At 72.5% G+C, this 14,589-nt stretch carries 18 protein-coding genes; 3 read left to right on the top strand and 15 right to left on the bottom strand.

Annotated elements, in window-relative coordinates; translation table 11 throughout:
* Positions 1-17 precede the first annotated feature (17 nt).
* From Q0R63_RS24115 to Q0R63_RS24080, 8 genes are all read right to left on the bottom strand, one after another.
* Complete coding sequence (locus Q0R63_RS24115; RefSeq protein ID WP_295702885.1) at positions 18-212, bottom strand: CsbD family protein; 195 nt, start codon at positions 210-212, stop codon at positions 18-20.
* Between the two features lie 146 nt (positions 213-358).
* The gene (locus Q0R63_RS24110; RefSeq protein WP_295702883.1) at positions 359-904 is read right to left on the bottom strand and encodes a hypothetical protein; all 546 of its coding nucleotides are present in this window, start codon (positions 902-904) and stop codon (positions 359-361) included.
* On the bottom strand, positions 901-1,533 hold the full coding sequence (locus tag Q0R63_RS24105) for a DUF6286 domain-containing protein (RefSeq protein ID WP_295702881.1): 633 nt from the start codon (positions 1,531-1,533) through the stop codon (positions 901-903). The genes Q0R63_RS24110 and Q0R63_RS24105 overlap by 4 nt, the downstream gene beginning before the upstream one ends.
* Positions 1,530-1,913 (bottom strand): Asp23/Gls24 family envelope stress response protein, encoded by a 384-nt coding sequence (locus Q0R63_RS24100; RefSeq protein WP_295702879.1) that lies wholly within the window; start codon positions 1,911-1,913, stop codon positions 1,530-1,532. The genes Q0R63_RS24105 and Q0R63_RS24100 overlap by 4 nt, the downstream gene beginning before the upstream one ends.
* Positions 1,897-2,073, bottom strand: a complete 177-nt coding sequence (locus Q0R63_RS24095) for a DUF2273 domain-containing protein (RefSeq protein ID WP_295702877.1) — start codon at positions 2,071-2,073, stop codon at positions 1,897-1,899. The genes Q0R63_RS24100 and Q0R63_RS24095 overlap by 17 nt, the downstream gene beginning before the upstream one ends.
* Positions 2,074-2,113: 40 nt before the next feature.
* Positions 2,114-2,377, bottom strand: coding sequence for a hypothetical protein (locus Q0R63_RS24090; protein ID WP_295702875.1), 264 nt, complete (start codon positions 2,375-2,377; stop codon positions 2,114-2,116).
* Positions 2,374-2,829 (bottom strand): hypothetical protein, encoded by a 456-nt coding sequence (locus Q0R63_RS24085; protein ID WP_295702873.1) that lies wholly within the window; start codon positions 2,827-2,829, stop codon positions 2,374-2,376. Before Q0R63_RS24085 ends, Q0R63_RS24090 begins: the two co-directional genes overlap by 4 nt.
* A 10-nt stretch (positions 2,830-2,839) precedes the next feature.
* Entirely contained in the window at positions 2,840-3,412 is a 573-nt protein-coding gene (locus tag Q0R63_RS24080; protein WP_295702871.1) for an Asp23/Gls24 family envelope stress response protein, read from the bottom strand.
* Positions 3,413-3,631: 219 nt separating this feature from the next.
* Between Q0R63_RS24080 and Q0R63_RS24075 the strand changes: the two genes are divergently transcribed.
* From Q0R63_RS24075 to Q0R63_RS24065, 3 genes are read left to right on the top strand one after another with little or no spacing between them, the layout of a single operon-like run.
* Positions 3,632-4,216 carry a sigma-70 family RNA polymerase sigma factor gene (locus tag Q0R63_RS24075; RefSeq protein ID WP_295702868.1) on the top strand — a complete coding sequence of 195 codons (585 nt, stop codon included), beginning with the start codon at positions 3,632-3,634 and terminating at the stop codon, positions 4,214-4,216.
* The gene (locus Q0R63_RS24070) at positions 4,207-4,680 is read left to right on the top strand and encodes a hypothetical protein (RefSeq protein ID WP_295702866.1); all 474 of its coding nucleotides are present in this window, start codon (positions 4,207-4,209) and stop codon (positions 4,678-4,680) included. Before Q0R63_RS24075 ends, Q0R63_RS24070 begins: the two co-directional genes overlap by 10 nt.
* Positions 4,677-5,189 (top strand): DUF2599 domain-containing protein, encoded by a 513-nt coding sequence (locus tag Q0R63_RS24065; RefSeq protein ID WP_295702863.1) that lies wholly within the window; start codon positions 4,677-4,679, stop codon positions 5,187-5,189. The genes Q0R63_RS24070 and Q0R63_RS24065 overlap by 4 nt, the downstream gene beginning before the upstream one ends.
* Here Q0R63_RS24065 and Q0R63_RS24060 read toward each other — a convergent pair.
* From Q0R63_RS24060 to ppc, 7 genes are all read right to left on the bottom strand, one after another.
* Positions 5,179-6,270, bottom strand: coding sequence for an aspartate-semialdehyde dehydrogenase (locus Q0R63_RS24060; protein WP_295702860.1), 1,092 nt, complete (start codon positions 6,268-6,270; stop codon positions 5,179-5,181). The two genes, Q0R63_RS24065 and Q0R63_RS24060, sit on opposite strands and share 11 nt — an antisense overlap.
* Entirely contained in the window at positions 6,267-7,553 is a 1,287-nt protein-coding gene (locus Q0R63_RS24055) for an aspartate kinase (RefSeq protein WP_295702858.1), read from the bottom strand. The genes Q0R63_RS24060 and Q0R63_RS24055 overlap by 4 nt, the downstream gene beginning before the upstream one ends.
* Positions 7,554-7,652: 99 nt before the next feature.
* Positions 7,653-8,252 carry a DUF5063 domain-containing protein gene (locus Q0R63_RS24050; RefSeq protein ID WP_295702855.1) on the bottom strand — a complete coding sequence of 200 codons (600 nt, stop codon included), beginning with the start codon at positions 8,250-8,252 and terminating at the stop codon, positions 7,653-7,655.
* Positions 8,245-8,844 carry a recombination mediator RecR gene (gene recR, locus Q0R63_RS24045; protein WP_295702853.1) on the bottom strand — a complete coding sequence of 200 codons (600 nt, stop codon included), beginning with the start codon at positions 8,842-8,844 and terminating at the stop codon, positions 8,245-8,247. Before recR ends, Q0R63_RS24050 begins: the two co-directional genes overlap by 8 nt.
* A 71-nt stretch (positions 8,845-8,915) precedes the next feature.
* Positions 8,916-9,800, bottom strand: coding sequence for an alpha/beta fold hydrolase (locus Q0R63_RS24040; RefSeq protein WP_295702849.1), 885 nt, complete (start codon positions 9,798-9,800; stop codon positions 8,916-8,918).
* Positions 9,797-11,536 (bottom strand): alpha/beta fold hydrolase, encoded by a 1,740-nt coding sequence (locus Q0R63_RS24035; RefSeq protein WP_295702847.1) that lies wholly within the window; start codon positions 11,534-11,536, stop codon positions 9,797-9,799. The genes Q0R63_RS24040 and Q0R63_RS24035 overlap by 4 nt, the downstream gene beginning before the upstream one ends.
* Positions 11,537-11,632: 96 nt before the next feature.
* A complete protein-coding gene (gene ppc / locus Q0R63_RS24030; RefSeq protein ID WP_295702887.1) occupies positions 11,633-14,437 on the bottom strand; it encodes a phosphoenolpyruvate carboxylase in 2,805 nt (934 codons plus the stop codon).
* Positions 14,438-14,589: the final 152 nt, after the last annotated feature.

Genomic DNA, 14,589 nt, shown 5'->3' with positions numbered 1-14,589 from the left:
AGGGTGAGGCGCGACCGTCAGCTGGTGAGGCCGTCCTTGAGGTTCGAGGCCGCGTCCTTCACGTTCTCGCCGGCCTTCTTGGCACCGGCCGACGCCTGGTCGCCCTGGCCCTCGGCCTCGAGCTGCTCGTTGTCGGTCGCCTTGCCGGCGGCCTCCTTGAGCTTGCCGGCGGCCTCTTCGGCGGCGTTCTTGGCCTTGTCCATGATTCCCATGGTGATTCCTTTCGTGGAGCGGACGACTGGTCGGAGATCCCGAACAGCCGGGTCAGAAGGTCAGGGGTGTCCCCTGACGGGGCTGCACCTGAGTGACAAAACGTCCGGAAGGTGGCAAAAGATCCCGTATCGAGGTACGGACGGTGTCAAGAGCGACTCACCCGCACCCAGCCGCGGACGGGCGGACACCCGGGGGCGAGCACCCGCCCGAGGTGGCCGACGGTCTCGTCGAGACCGGCCGCGACCGTCGCGAGGTCACCGTCGCGGGACATCGTCGCCACCAGCTCCAGGACGTCTCGCCCTCGCTCGCTGGCGGCGTGGGCGGTGGACGAGGTCACACCGGGGAGGGCGGCGAGGGCCTGCGCGGCCTGGTCGGCGACGACGCCGAGGTCGGCCTCGAGCCGGCCGTCCTGACCGGAGCCGTCGAGCGCCACGGTGCTGGGACGGCGGTGGGGCAGGTGGGCGACCAGCCAGCGCAGGCTCAGCACGACGAGCACGACGCCCGTGCCGGCGCAGGCCCACGGCCACCACTGCTGGTGCGTGGTGCTCGGGAGCCAGCCGACGTCGAGGACGGGTCCGACCCGGGGCAGGCGCCCGGCATACCAGGCGATCGCGCCGACGCCGGAGACGAGGAGCGCGAGCCCGACGACGAGGCTGACGAGGCGGTCCCAGCCGGCGAGTCGGCGGCTCATGACGCACTCCGTGCGACACGAGGAGCCTTGGCGCGGACCCGCACGGAGGGCGCGTTCTCCAGCCCGGCGAGCGCCGTGGTCGCGGCCTCCCGGACGGCGGACTCGAGGTCGACGCCGGTGGCCTCGCCGGTAGTGGTGATGACGAGCCGGCGACGGCTCGCGCTGGCTGTGGCACCGGTGACGCCGGGCACCTGCGTCGCCGACCCGAGGGAGAGCCGCGCGGCGTCGCGCGGGGCGATCCAGACCGATGAGGTCGCCGAGACCCGGAGGCCGACGGAGGACCGTGGTCGGAGCGCCGAGACGACGAACCAGAGCCCGAGCAGCACCGCGACGACGGCGCCGACGAGCACCCACACGGTCGGCTTCGACCCGGAGACGGCCTCGGCCGCGGTGACCGTCCACAACGTTCCCTTGAGCGCCCCCGCGGCGGCGAGCGCGTCCCGGATCCCGACGACGCCGAGTCCCAGGAGGACGAGGGCGACGATGATCCCGGTGGCTGCCGCAGCCGGCGCAGCCACCGGCGGCGACGCCGGGGGCACGTCCGCGCCCCACGACTCGATCCGCGAACCAGACTGCAGCGCAGTCGTTTCGGGGGACGTCGTGGTCGTCTCGGTGGACGTGGTGGTCACTGGACCCTCCTTCGGGGGGAGTCGGCGATGAGGTCGGGGGTGGAGTCGACGCGCACGTCGACCCGTTCGACGGTGAGCGCGGTCGAGGCGGTGAGCTGGGCGGTGACGGCCGAACGCACCTCGGTCGCGACGCGGGCCAGTGGCTCCGGCCAGGCCACGGCGACGTGGACCGTGACCCGGATGCGGTCACCGGCCCGGGTGACGTCGACGCGGGGAGACTGTTGTCGCGTGAGCGACCCCCACGTGCCGGTCTGGGCGGGCGCCACGCCCTCGACGTCGCGAGCGGACCTCCGCGCGATCTGCTCGATGACCCGGTCCCGGATCACGAGCCGACCTCGGGTGGCGGGTGCGTCCAGCAGGCTGTCAGCCACGGCGTCCACGCAACATCTCGGCCAGGTCGAGCCGGCCCTCGATCTGGGCGCCGATCGCCCAACCGGCGCCCCCGAGGATGACCGCGACGAGGAAGCCGACGAAGCCTCCGGCGGCTGCGGCGATCGCGAGGAGGAGTCCGACCAGGAGGCCGATGGTGGCAGTGCTCATGAGATGTCTCCGAGGATGGAAGGGGGTTGTGGGGGGTGGCTCACAGTTCGGTGTAGCGGGAGGATCGATGACGAGCGAGCCAGCGGCGGCGCTGCCGGCGCAGACCGGATCGGGCACGTGACCAGCGGGTGCGCCGGAACGTGACCGGCGCCGCCGGGACGGGCCGCCAGGCCGGTGCGGCATCGAGTGCCGCCAGGGCGTCCAGGTATGCCGCGGTGTCGCCGCCCATGTCCGGGTGGAGCCTGCGGGCCACGGCGCGCCGGGCGGCGGTCCTGGCGCGATCGGCATCCCGGACCGGGCTCACGCACCGCCACCGGTGGTCCCGGGGCCATCGACGGGACCGGCCGGCCCGGTGGGGGTCGCCGCCGGCCCGCTGGCCGGATCGGGGTCCGGCCCGGGGTCGGCGACGACGTCCTCGACGGTGACGTGCACCGGTCCCCCCGTGAGGGGAGCGACGGCGGCACGCACCAGGGCAGCGGTCTGGCGGACCGGGTAGCCGATCAGGAGGGCGACGTGGATCTCGGCTCCGCCGGGCCCGATGGTGATGCCCGCGACCCGACGCCCGGGCAGGTAGGTCCCGACCTCCCCGAACACGCCGGCGTGCAGGTCGGCCACACCGGGGACGGCGCGCACCGCGCTCGCCACCGCGTCGACGAGATCGGCGCGGTCGGCGCGGTCGGCGCGGTCGGCGGGGTCGGATCGGTCGGCGAGGTCGGATGTCGTGGCGGGGGTGTCCCGCGTCTCGGGGACGTTCACCTCGGGGTGCTCACTGCACTCGGGAGACAGCGGGAGCGGACTCGCCGTCGGAGCCGTCCTCGTCGTCGAGGAACACGTCGTGGACGGTGACGTTGACCTCGGTCACCTCGAGTCCGGTCATCCGCTGCACGGCGGCGATGACGTTCTGGCGGATGCCCTCGGCGAGGTCGGCGATGGCCACGCCGTAGTCGGCCACGATGTCGATGTCGACGGCGGCCTGACGCTCCCCGACCTCGACGCCGACGCCCTGCGAGAGGTTGGTGCGACCACCCGGGATCCGTTCGCGCAGCTGACCGACGACGCGGGCCGTGCCGCCACCGAGGTCGTGGACACCGTCGATCTCGCGGGCCGCGATCCCCGCGATCTTGGAGACGACGATGTCGGCGATGACCGTCTTGCCCTGGGTGGCGGCGACGGCGCTCCCCACCCCGTCGTCACCGGCGGTGCTATCGGTCTGGGCCGAGGTGTCCGTGCTGGGCGCGGTCGACCTGCGTGAGCTCGCGGCGGCCGTGGAGACGGGGGTCGCGGCGGCAGCAGCCGGCTGGGCGTTCTTGCCGGTGTCGGTGGTGGCGGTCTCAGGCATGGGGTGGTTCCTCTTTCTCGTTCTCTGGTTGATGGTGTCTCGAAAGGTGGGTCGCGCCGATGCGGTCCATCCGCACGCGGACGACCTCGTGATCTGAGCCACATACCCGGGCGGCATACCCTCGACGCAGGATCGCCGGCCCGCCCGCCTTCCGTGAGGGGTACGGGTGGGTCGACGCGTCAGGTTCGGGAGACGGGCAGGGCAGTGGCAGATCGGTCGGTGACCTCGGCATCGGGGCCGACGTCGGCGTCGGGGCCGACGTCCTTGTCCGACGCTGCGCTCGTGCGGTCCGCGCGGCTCGGCGACCGCGAGGCCTTCGGGGCCATCGTCGAGCGGCACGGCCCGGCGCTCTACCGCTTCGTGCGCCGGATGGTGCGCGACCACGGCGAGGCGCAGGACGTCGTCCAGGAGGCCTTCGTGGCCGCGTGGCGCTCGATCGACCGCTTCGACGGCCGCTCGACGCTGTCGACCTGGCTCTTCGGGATCGCGAGCCACAAGGCGCGGGACACCCTGCGCCGCCGACGCCCGGAGCCGATGGATCCCGATCTGATGACCCGGCCGGGCCATGACACGATCGACCGGAGCGCCCGCAGCAACCCCGAAGAGGCGGTCTTCTTCACCGAGCTGGCGCAGGCCCTGGCCGCCCTGCCGGATCGGCAGCGCGCCGCGTGGCTGCTCACCCAGGTCGAGGGGCTGACCACCGTCGAGGCCGCCGAGGCCCTGAGGATGACCCCGGACGCGGTGCGTGGCCAGCTGGCTCGCGCACGGGTGTCCCTGACGCAGAGACTGGAGGCATGGCGATGACCACGGACGACGAGATCATGAGTCGCGCGGTGGACGCGTTCCAGGACCGCGCCGAGCAGGAGTCCGCCGAGTGGCCGGCCGTCGCGTCGGGCGTCCGCGACCGGGTGCGGCGCAGCTCGCTGGTGAGCAGGTCCGTTCGGGCCCACGTCGCAGATCTTTCCGGCACAACGACTTTCACTCAGGTGGACACGTTGGTCGTGTCCGACCGGGTGGTCGTCGACGCCCTGCGCAGGGGACTCTCCGGCATACCGGAGGCTGCGGCAGAAACCCTCTCCCTGGTCCTGGACGGTCGTGACTGCGTGGGCGTCCGGGTGGAGCTCGTCGCGGGTTACGGCACCGACCTGCGGGTGCTGGGCGACCGGGTGCGGACGCTGGTTGAGGCGACGCTGACCGACACCCTCGGGATCGTCGTCCCGGTCGACGTCACGGTGGTCGACGTCGTGGTCGGCGACCCGTCACGATGACCTCCCCCGGCCGGCGCCGCCGCGCAGCCGGCCTGGCGATGACCAGCGCGCTGCTGGCCACCGGCTGCACGACCACGTCCGGTCGCGCCACCTCGGTCACCTCCTCCCGCCCCACCGTGCCTGTGGTGGTGAGCGCCTCCCCGTCGAGACCCGCCGCTGCCGCGCCGCCCTACATCGCGCGGGTGGCGTGGATCTCGGACTCCCGGGGCCGCACCCTGCGCGTCTACCCCACGCCCGCCGGTCGGATCGCTGCCCTCTCCGGCAGGGCCGAGGCATGGACCGAGGTGCTCCGGTATGCCGCGGACGCGGGCACCCCGGGGATGCAGGCCCAGTTCGACTGCCACTGGACCTTCGCCCGGATCGTCGAGCCTGACAAGACGTCCTGGAACCTCGAGCCGTGGCGACCCGTCGTGTCGCAGTCCGCGATGCAGGCCAGCCGATGCAACCCCGGTGGCGCCGAGGGGACCGTCCCGTCGAGCGGTGGGTCCGGGCCGAGTGTCAGCCGGTGAGCTCCCGGGCGACGAGCTCGGCGATCTGCGCGGTGTTGAGCGCCGCGCCCTTGCGGAGGTTGTCGCCGCAGAGGAAGAGATCCAGGGTGTTGGGGAAGTCGAGGGCCTGGCGGAGCCGGCCGACGAAGGTCGGGTCGGAGCCGACCACGTCTGCGGGAGTGAGGATCTCGCCGGACTCGGGGTCGTCGATGACGACGAGGCTGGGCGCCTCGACCAGGGCCTGCCGGGCCTCGGCGACGGTGATGTCCTCCGCGAAGACGGCGTGCACCGCGAGCGAGTGGGTCGTGACCACCGGCACGCGGACGCAGGTCGCCGACACCTTGAGGTCGGGGATCTCGAGGATCTTGCGCGACTCGTTGCGGACCTTCAGCTCCTCCGACGACCAGCCGCCCTCCCGGGGCGACCCGGCCCAGGGGACGACGTTGAGCGCGAGCGGCGCGGGGAAGGGCGAGTCGCCCGGCTGCATACCGAGCTTGTCGGCGATCGCGGCCCGGACGTCGCCGGCCTGCTGGCCGAGCGTGCGGTCGCCGCCGACGACCGCGAGCTCGTCGTAGAGGCGGTCGATGCCGGCCTGCCCGGCGCCCGAGGCGGCCTGGTAGGACGCGACGACCAGCTCGGTCAGCGTCCACCGGCGGTGGAGCGCGCCGAGGGCGTCCATCATGGTCAGCGTGGTGCAGTTGGGGTTGGCGATGATGCCCTTGGGCCGGCGGCTCGCGGCCGCGGGGTTGACCTCGGGGACGACCAGCGGCACGTCGGGGTCCATCCGGAAGGTGCCGGAGTTGTCGACGACGACGACCCCTCGCGCGGCTGCGATCGGCGCCCACTGCGCCGAGACCTCGTCCGGCACGTCGAACATCGCGACGTCGACGCCGTCGAAGACCTCGGGCGCCAGGGCCTGGACCGCGACCAGCTCGCCGCGCACCTCGAGCAGCTTGCCGGCGGACCGGGCGGAGGCGACGAGACGGATCTCGCCCCAGACGTCCTCGCGGGTCGAGAGGATCTGGCGCATCACCGTGCCGACGGCGCCGGTGGCGCCGACCAGGGCGAGCGTGGGCCTGGTGCTGCGGTCTGCGGTGCTCATCGGCCGGTCCCTCCGTAGACGACGGCCTCTCCGCCGGAGGAGTCGAGGCCGAACGCGGTGTGGACGGCGCGGACCGCGTCGTCGAGCTGGTCGTCGCGGGTGACGACCGAGACCCGGATCTCCGAGGTGGAGATCATCTCGATGTTGACGCCGGTGTCGGCGAGCGCCTGGAACAGCGTCGCGGAAACGCCCGGGTGAGAACGCATCCCGGCACCGACGAGCGAGAGCTTGCCGATGTGGTCGTCGTAGAGGATCGTCGCGAAGCCGACCTGCTGCTGGATCCGCGTCAGCGCCTGGACGGCCACCTGACCGTCGGTCTTCGGCAGCGTGAAGGAGATGTCGGTGAGCCCGGTCTCCGACGCCGACACGTTCTGCACGATCATGTCGATGTTGATCTCGGCCTCGGCGACGGCCTTGAAGATGTTGGCGGCCATGCCCGCCCGGTCGGGGACCCCGACGACGGTGATCTTGGCCTCGCTGCGGTCGTGCGCGACGCCGGCGATGATCGGGGCTTCCACGGTCTCTCCTTCAGATCCGACCTGGGTATAGGCCGTGTCGGTGATCCAGGTGCCCTCGTGGGGGGAGAACGACGACCGGACGTGGATGGGCATGTCGAAGCGACGGGCGTACTCGACGCAGCGCAGGTGGAGGATCTTGGCCCCGCAGGCCGCCATCTCGAGCATCTCCTCGTTGGAGAGGACGACGATCTTGCGGGCCGAGGACACGATGCGGGGGTCGGCGGTGAAGACCCCGTCCACGTCGGTGTAGATCTCGCAGACGTCGGCTCCGAGCGCCGCCGCGAGGGCGACGGCGGTCGTGTCGGACCCACCACGCCCGAGGGTGGTGATGTCCTTCGTGTCGACGCTGACGCCCTGGAAGCCCGCCACGATGGCGATGTGGCCGGCGTCGAGGGCGGTCTGGATCCGCCCGGGGGTCACGTCGATGATGCGGGCCTTGCCGTGGACCGCGTCGGTGATGACGCCCGCCTGCGAGCCGGTGAACGAGCGGGCTTCGTGGCCGAGGTTGGCGATCGCCATGGCGAGCAGCGCCATCGAGATCCGTTCGCCCGAGGTGAGGAGCATGTCCAGCTCGCGACCCGGCGGCAGCGGCGTCACCTGCTGCGCCAGGGCGAGCAGCTCGTCGGTCGTGTCACCCATGGCGGAGACGACGACGCAGACACCGTTGCCGGCCTTGCGGGTCTCGACGATCCGCCGCGCGACGCGCTTGATGCTCTCGGCATCGGCCACCGACGAACCGCCGTACTTCTGGACGACCAGACTCAACGGACACTGCTCCTGGGGAGGGACGGGCGGAGGACCCAGTTTATCCGCGCCGGGGCCCGGCACCCCGCCGGACAACCGGGTGGTGAGACGTCCGGCGGCCTACGGGTGCAGGGCGTCGAACTCGGCCTCGCCGACGATCTCCTCGTCGACGTCGAGGCGCAGGTGCGCCAGCACCGACTGGAGGACCCGCAGCGAGCTCGCGGCCCGGTCGCCCCACGTGGAGAGGTAGCTGAACTGCCACCACCACAGGGCCTCGATGTGGCGGCCGGCGTCGTAGTGCTCGAGGCCGTGGCTGAGCGCCGCCGCGATCTCGACGATGTCGTTCGACAGGGACCCCCGCGTCAGCTCGGCCGCGGTGACCGGGTCGACGACGTCGGCGTAGTCGTCGAGCCCCTCGAGGAGGTTGGCGAGCCCGTCGAGGAGGGGGTCGAGGTCGGGATCGGGGCCGGGGTCGGGCTCGTAGCGCTCGACCAGGACGATGTCCTGGATCGCGCCGAGCCGCGAGCCCGCGAGCAGCAGCTGGGAGGTCGCGAGCAGCAGGACGGGGATCGCCGTGTCGGCGGCCGCCCCGGACGCGACCTGCCGGACGGTGCCGAGATAGGTGCGGGCGTCGCGGGCGGAGTCCGCCGCGAGCAGCAGCAGCTCCTGCTGCTCCTCTCGCGCGTGCTGCTCCGCTGCGGTCGGGGCCCGGTCAGTCATTGACCGCTCGCCGTCCCTCGAAGGCCCGGCCCAGGGTGACCTCGTCGGCATACTCGAGGTCGCCGCCGACCGGCAGGCCCGACGCGGGGCGGGTGATGACGATGCCCATGTGCTTGAGGAAGCGCGAGAGATAGGTCGCTGTCGCCTCGCCCTGGATGTTGGGGTCGGTGGCGATGATGATCTCGGTCACCGTGCCGTCGGACAGCCGGGACATGAGCTCGGCGATGCGCAGGTCCTCGGGACCGACGCCGTCCATCGGCGAGATCGCCCCGCCGAGCACGTGGTAGAGCCCCCGGAACTCCCGGGTGCGCTCGACGGCGACGACGTCCTTGGCCTCCTCGACGACGCAGATGGAGGTCTGGTCACGGCGCGGGTCGGCGCAGATCCGGCACAGGGAGTCCTGCGAGACGTTGCCGCACCGGTCGCAGAAGCGGGCCTTGTCCTTGACCTCGAGGAGCACCTCCGCGAGCCGGGTGACGTCGGCCGGGTCGGCCTGCAGGATGTGGAAGGCGATCCGTTGCGCGCTCTTGGGACCGACGTTGGGCAACCGCCCGAGCTCGTCGATCAGGTCCTGGACCACTCCTTCGTACACGCGGGCCAGCCTATGCCCCACCTCTGACACCACCGGGTATGCCGCGCGGCCGGGGCGGCCGGGCGGCATACCTATCCCTGGGGCTCGGACCTGGTGCGCGCCCGGGACCTCGGCCTCGCGCGGACGGTCTCCCGTCCGGCGGTGAGGAACTCGGCGATCAGCTCGGCGGAGCTGCGCGGCTCCTCGAGGAGGAAGAGGTGGCCCCCACCGCGGACGACGTGCAACCGGGCCCGCGGGATCAGCCAGGCCAGGATCCGTGCGTTGATGAGCGGGATGATGGGGTCGTCGTCGCCGGACATGATCAGGGTCGAGTGCCGGATCCGGTGCAGCCACGGCATGCTGCTCCAGCCCTGGATGGCATACAGCTGGTGCAGGTACCCGCTCCAGGTGGGCGGGCGCGCGAACCGGTCGACCGCGATCTCCGGCGGCGGTCCGCCCTCCCGTGAGCGGCCGCCGTAGAGGGCGCCGGCGATCGTCGCGAAGTAGGCCGGGTCGCGGTAGCGCCGTGGGGTGCTCATCTGGAGCAGGACCGTCGGCGAGCCGGGGACCCCGCCGAGGCCGGGCATGGTGGAGGCGAGCACCAGTCGGTCGATCCGGTCGGGGGCCTGGTGGGCGAGCTGCTGGGCGATGGCTCCCCCGAGCGAGACCCCCAGGACGTCGACCTGCTCCTCACCGAGGGCGGTCAACAGGTGTTCGACCACCCGCGCGACGGACGGCATCCGGCGCGGGAGCCGCCACCCGTCGGAGCCCCCGGTGCCCGGCGAGTCGAAGGTGATGGTGCGGAACCCCAGCGGCACCAGCTCCTGCTCGAGGGGCTCCCACATCCCGAGGTTGCCCCCCAACCCCATCACGAGCAGCAGGGGGCGACCGCGGCCGCGGGTCGAGACCTCGATCCCTAGCCCGTCGACGACGACCCGGGTGCGGGTGGCCGGGGTTCGCGGGGCCTGCTTCTTCACGTCGCGTACACGTAGGTGCCGGGTGCCGCGACCACGACCGGGTGCCGCGCGCTGCCCAACGTCTTCGGCGCGGCCTTCTGACGCCCCGAGCGGGCCGTCAGCCAGACCACGAAGTCGGTCCACCAGGTGCCCGGGGTGGGTTCCACCGCGCCGAGGAACTCCTGCGGGTCGTCCGGCGTGTCGTCACTGGCCCGGTAGCTGGCCTTGGGGTTGCCCGGAGGGTTGACGAGGGCGGCGATGTGACCGCTGGTGGAGAGCACGAAACGGCTGTGGCCCCCGAGCATCCGGACGCTGCGGTAACAGCTGGTCCACGGGCAGATGTGGTCGGCGACACCGGCGATCACGTAGGAGTCGACGGTCACCGCGGACAGGTCCACCGGCGTACCGAGCACGGAGGTCTCCCCCGGTCGGGTCAGGGCGTTGGTGACCGCGAGGTCGAGGAAGTCCGCATGCAGCTTCGCCGCCATCCGGGTGGTGTCGGCGTTCCAGTAGAGGACGTCGAAGGCGGGGGGCTGCTTGCCGAGCAGGTAGTTGTTGACCCAGTAGTTCCAGACCAGGTCCCCGGGTCGCAGCCACGCGAAGACCTCCGCCAGCGAGCGACCGTCGAGATATCCGTCCGCGCGCGACTTGGCCGCCGCGACCGTGGCGACCTGTCGACTCGTCAGCGACGACATCAGCCCCGCTCGCGACTGGTCGAGCAGGGTGACTCCCAGCGCGAACCCGGCCAGGCGGTGCTCCTGCCCCGTCGCCACGAGGTGGGCCAGGGCCAGCGACGAGATGATCCCGCCGGCGCACAGCGAGAACAGCACCGTCTTCGTGGTCCGGCAGATGTCCTCGACGGCCCCCAGCGCCTCGATCACCGCGGCAACGTAGGCGTCGAGCCCCCAGTCGGCCTGCGGCCGGTCGGGGTTGCGCCAGGACACCATGAACACCTGCTGGCCCGACGCGACGAAGTGCTCCACCATGCTTCGTCCCGGGGCGAGGTCGGCCACGTAGTACTTGTTGATGGTCGGCGGGACCATCAGGAGCGGCGTCGTGCGGACCCGGGCCGTCTGGGGCGTGTACTGGATGAGCTCGAAGACCTCGGTGCGCAGCACCACGGACCCCGGAGTGACGGCGAGGTTGTCCCCGACGGCGAACGCCGTGGTGTCGACCATGCTCGGCACCCGTGGCTTGACCGCCATGTCACGGGCGAAGTTCCGCACCCCCCGCAGATAGCTCGCGCCCCCGCTGTCCAGCCCCGCCTTGAGCGCCGCCGGGTTGAGCACCGGGTTGTTGCTCGGGCTGAGGGCCTCGACGATGTTCTGGGCGACGAAGGCGAGCCGCTCGTGGTCCTCCCAGTCCAGGTCGGCGTCCGACACCAGCTCCGTCGCGGCCCGGCCGGCGACGAGGTAGGCCTGGAGCACGCGGTGCAGCACCGGGTTGTCGCTCCACGCCGGGTCGGTGAAGCGGCGGTCCTTCGGCGCCGAGGCCGCCGTCGAGGTCCCGAGCACCACCCGCGCCAGCTCGGCGGCCGTGGAGGTGGCGGCTCGTCCCAGCAGCATCGGTCGGGCAGCCAGCTGCGCACCCATCCGCAGCCCGGGCAGACCGGGGTTGAACCGTCGCAAGGGGTTGAACACGGCCTCGGCCAGCAAGGAGTCCAGCGGGGCAGCGACGTCGTTCTCGTCGCCGTCGCCACTGCCCTGGGGGGAACCAGCAGTGCCTGCCTCCGGACGGGTCGACACATCCACAGCCATCGCAACTCCTTCGTCACCGAGCCGCCCCCGAACAGGCGACGCCTGTCGAGGCGACCCTAACCCGAGGACCCTCTAGCGCGACCGGCAACGGCGGTTCTACCCGGTGTTGCGCAGCCCCGCCGCGATGCCGTTGATGGTGAGCAGCAGTGCCCGCTGCAGGTCGGCGTCGGGCTCGCGGGTCTCACCGGCGGCGCGCAGCCGCGCGAGCAGCGTGGCCTGCAGCGCGTGCAGCGGCGCGAGATAGCTGTCGCGCAGCTCGAGCGTGCGCCGCAGGACCGGGGCCGACTCGAGCAGCGCCCCCTGACCGGTCACCCGGAGCACCTCGGTGACGGTGCGCTCGTGCTCCTCGCGGATGAGCTCGAAGAGCCCCGCCGAGTCGGCCGGCACGAGGGTCCGCACATAGCGCGCGGCGATGCCGAGGTCGGTCTTGGCGAGGGTCATCTGCACGTTGGACAGGAAGGTGCGGAAGAAGCTCCACGAGCCGTACATCTCCTGCAGGACCTGCCCGCGGCCGTCCTCCCGCGCGGCGGCCAGACCGCTCCCGACCCCGAACCAGCCGGGGATGATCATCCGCGACTGCGTCCAGCCGAACACCCAGGGAATGGCCCGCAGGTCGTCGAGCCCGCCGGCGCCGCCGGGACGCTTGGCGGGACGGGACCCGATGTTGAGCTTGCCGAGCTCGTCGACGGGGGTCGCCGCGACGAAGAACGGCACCAGCCCGGGGTCGCGGACGAGCTCGCGGTAGACCTCCTGACCCCGGCCGGCCACCAGGTCCATCGTGTCGTTCCAGCCGGTGAGGACCTCCTGCGGAAGCAGCGAGGTCCGGTGGAGGACGGACGCCTCGAGCACCGCCGCGAGCGCCCCCTCGAGGTTCCAGCGGCCGAGGCCCGGCAGGGTGTACTTGTCGGAGATGACCTCGCCCTGCTCGGTGATCTTGATCGGTCCGTCGAGGCTGCCGTAGGGCTGCGACAGGATGGCCTGCGCGGTCGGGCCGCCCCCTCGCCCGACGGACCCGCCGCGACCGTGGAAGAGCCGCAGGACCACGCCGTGCCGGCGGGCCACGTCGCGCAGCGCCCGCTGGGCCCGGTGGATCTGCCACTGCGACGCGGCGATGCCCGCGTCCTTGGAGGAGTCGGAGTAGCCGAGCATGATCTCCTGCACGTCGCCGCGCGCCGCGAGCACCCGCCGGTATGCCGGGTCGCTCAGCAGCGCGTCGACGAGCGGGCCGGCGGCCTCGAGCTCGGCCACGGTCTCGAGCAGCGGCGCGAACCCGATCCGGGCGCTCGCCGGGGTCTCGTCGTCACCGGGGTCGACGAGCCCGGCCTCCCGGGCGAGCACGACGACCGCGAAGATGTCGTCGATGTCGTGCGTCATCGAGACGATGTAGGTCTGGACCGCCTCGGGACCGAAGGTGTCGAGGGCCCGGCGGATCGTGTCGAACAGGTCGAGGACGCCGCGCGCGTCCTCGGCGAGGTCGGTGTGGACGGCTCCGACGAGCGGCCTCCGGCCGGCCATCTCCTTCGACAGCAGGCGAGTTCGCGCGGGGCGGTCGAGCGCGGCATACGGGGTCTCGAGCTCGCCGAGCCGGTCGTAGAGGACGGCGAGCGCGGCGTGGTGCTTCTCGCTGTGCTCGCGGATGTCGAGGGTCGCGAGGCCGACGCCCATCGCCGTGGCACTGCGGATGAGCCGAAGGATCGCGCCGTCGGCCGTCAGGAGGTCGCCGCCGGCGAGCATCGACTCGCGGACGAGGGTGAGGTCGGCGAGCAGCTCGTCGATGTCGAGGTAGTCGCGGCCGGGCTCGTGGGGAGTGCCCGCCGTCAGCCGGTCGCGGGTGCGCAGGAGGCGGACCCGGACGAAGGTCAGCTTGAGCCGATAGGGCTCCTCGGCGTTCAGCCGTTTCACGGTGCCGTAGGTGATGGGGAGCGCCGCGGCGTCGCCCTCGATGCTCGCGGCGAGCGCCTCCGTCACGTCGATGACCCGCGTCGAGGGCGACATCTCGGTGAGGACCTCCTCGACCATGCCGGCCAGGACCCGCAGGCCGGTGGCGTGCTGCAGGCCGAGGACCTCGAGGGTGACGGCGGGCGTGACGTTGGGGTTGCCGTCCCGGTCGCCACCGGCCCAGGTGCCGAACCGCAGCGGCCGGGTCGCGGGCGGCAGCGCGACACCGATGCTGGCGAGCGCGCGGTCGAGCTCCTCGAGCAGGCCGGGCACCACCTCGTCGGCGATGGACCGGAGGTAGTAGAGCGCGGTGCGGGCCTCGTCCACCGGGTCGGGCCGGGCGACGCGCAGCTCGTCGGTCTGCCAGAGCAGGTCGACGAGCTCGGCGAGGCGACGCTCGTCACGGGGGACGTCCGCCCGGCGGCGCCGCGGGTCCTCGCTCGCGAGCACGAGGTCGGCGATCTTGCGCAGCAGGTCGAGCACCGACCGCCGGCTGGCCTCGGTGGGATGGGCGGTGAAGACGGGCCGGTACTCCAGTCGCGCGACGACGTCGGTGACGAGCTCGTGGTCGACGGTGCCGGCCTCGAGGGCCGCGCCGATCCGGCCCGCGGCCGACATCAGCGGACCGTCGGTGTCGCGGGTCAGCTCCTGCCAGCGGTGCAGCTGCTCGGTGACGTTGACGAGCTGGAAGTAGGCCGAGAAGGCCCGCGCGAGGACGACCGCACGGGCGTCGTCCACCTCGGCGAGCAGGTCGTGGAGGCCGTCGTCCTCGGGCTCCCGGGCAAGGGCCCGCACCCGCTCGACGAGCTCGAGCAGCTCCGGGCCCTCGTGCCGGGTGAGCGCCTCGCCGAGCAGGGTGCCGAGCTGCCGGACCGACGCCCGTAGGGCCGTGTGCTGCGCGTCGGAGGACACCCCCGCCGCGAACTGCGCGACGTCGGGCTCACGCCGGTCGGCGTGGATCATCTGCTCGGTGGTCAGCTCGGTGGTCAGCTCGGTCGGCTCCGGCAACGTCATGGGCGTCGTCATGAGCCCAGCATGGACCCCGCGTGTGACGTGGATGTTGCGCGCCGGATCGTGGGCGCCCCGCCCAGACTGGCTGAGGTCGTGGTCTGGCG

The organism is Lapillicoccus sp. (assembly GCF_025353065.1).
Lineage (GTDB): Bacteria > Actinomycetota > Actinomycetes > Actinomycetales > Dermatophilaceae > Lapillicoccus.
The sequence above is the reverse complement of the archived record's forward strand: the minus strand, read 5'-3'. Positions and strand labels throughout refer to the sequence as shown.

Excerpts from the sequence above, each read along its gene's own strand:
- Q0R63_RS24115 (WP_295702885.1), bottom strand. The coding sequence starts at position 212 with ATGGGAATCATGGACAAGGCCAAGAACGCCGCCGAAGAGGCCGCCGGC.
- Q0R63_RS24110 (WP_295702883.1), bottom strand. The coding sequence starts at position 904 with ATGAGCCGCCGACTCGCCGGCTGGGACCGCCTCGTCAGCCTCGTCGTC.
- Q0R63_RS24095 (WP_295702877.1), bottom strand. The coding sequence starts at position 2,073 with ATGAGCACTGCCACCATCGGCCTCCTGGTCGGACTCCTCCTCGCGATC.
- Q0R63_RS24080 (WP_295702871.1), bottom strand. The coding sequence starts at position 3,412 with ATGCCTGAGACCGCCACCACCGACACCGGCAAGAACGCCCAGCCGGCT.
- Q0R63_RS24070 (WP_295702866.1), top strand. The coding sequence starts at position 4,207 with ATGGCGATGACCACGGACGACGAGATCATGAGTCGCGCGGTGGACGCG.
- Q0R63_RS24065 (WP_295702863.1), top strand. The coding sequence starts at position 4,677 with ATGACCTCCCCCGGCCGGCGCCGCCGCGCAGCCGGCCTGGCGATGACC.
- Q0R63_RS24060 (WP_295702860.1), bottom strand. The coding sequence starts at position 6,270 with ATGAGCACCGCAGACCGCAGCACCAGGCCCACGCTCGCCCTGGTCGGC.
- Q0R63_RS24050 (WP_295702855.1), bottom strand. The coding sequence starts at position 8,252 with ATGACTGACCGGGCCCCGACCGCAGCGGAGCAGCACGCGCGAGAGGAG.
- Q0R63_RS24035 (WP_295702847.1), bottom strand. The coding sequence starts at position 11,536 with ATGGCTGTGGATGTGTCGACCCGTCCGGAGGCAGGCACTGCTGGTTCC.
- ppc (WP_295702887.1), bottom strand. The coding sequence starts at position 14,437 with ATGATCCACGCCGACCGGCGTGAGCCCGACGTCGCGCAGTTCGCGGCG.